Source organism: Corynebacterium sp. MSK074 (assembly GCF_030229735.1).
Taxonomy (GTDB): Bacteria; Actinomycetota; Actinomycetes; order Mycobacteriales; family Mycobacteriaceae; genus Corynebacterium.
In genome coordinates this window covers 1-295 of the sequence record NZ_JASPIX010000045.1, presented here as the reverse complement: position 1 = coordinate 295, position 295 = coordinate 1, and the positions used below count along the sequence as shown (strand labels likewise).

The window sequence follows — 295 nt, the reverse complement described above, 5'->3', positions numbered from 1 at the left end:
CTGACAGAGTCGGCCATTGGGTTTTGGGAACCTGGGCCGAGAGGTTCTTCGCGAAGTGCGTTCGACACCGCTGCCAATTAGCCTGCGGCAGGCAGTCACCCACGGCTGCTTGAATACCAAGATGGGCATCACTAGTAACGAGGAATACCTCGGTCAGGCCACGGGCGATGAGGTCCCGAAAGAACCCGGTCCACGACGCGGTAGATTCCGCGGTGGCGACCTGCATGCCCAAAAGCTCTCGGTAGCCGTCAGCGTTGACACCTGTGGCCAGCAACACGCTGGTCTTTACGACACG

At 60.0% G+C, this 295-nt stretch carries 1 protein-coding gene; it reads right to left on the bottom strand.

Annotated elements, in window-relative coordinates:
* On the bottom strand, positions 1-295 hold a 295-nt coding region (locus QP965_RS11475; protein WP_284852697.1), incomplete at both ends, for a transposase.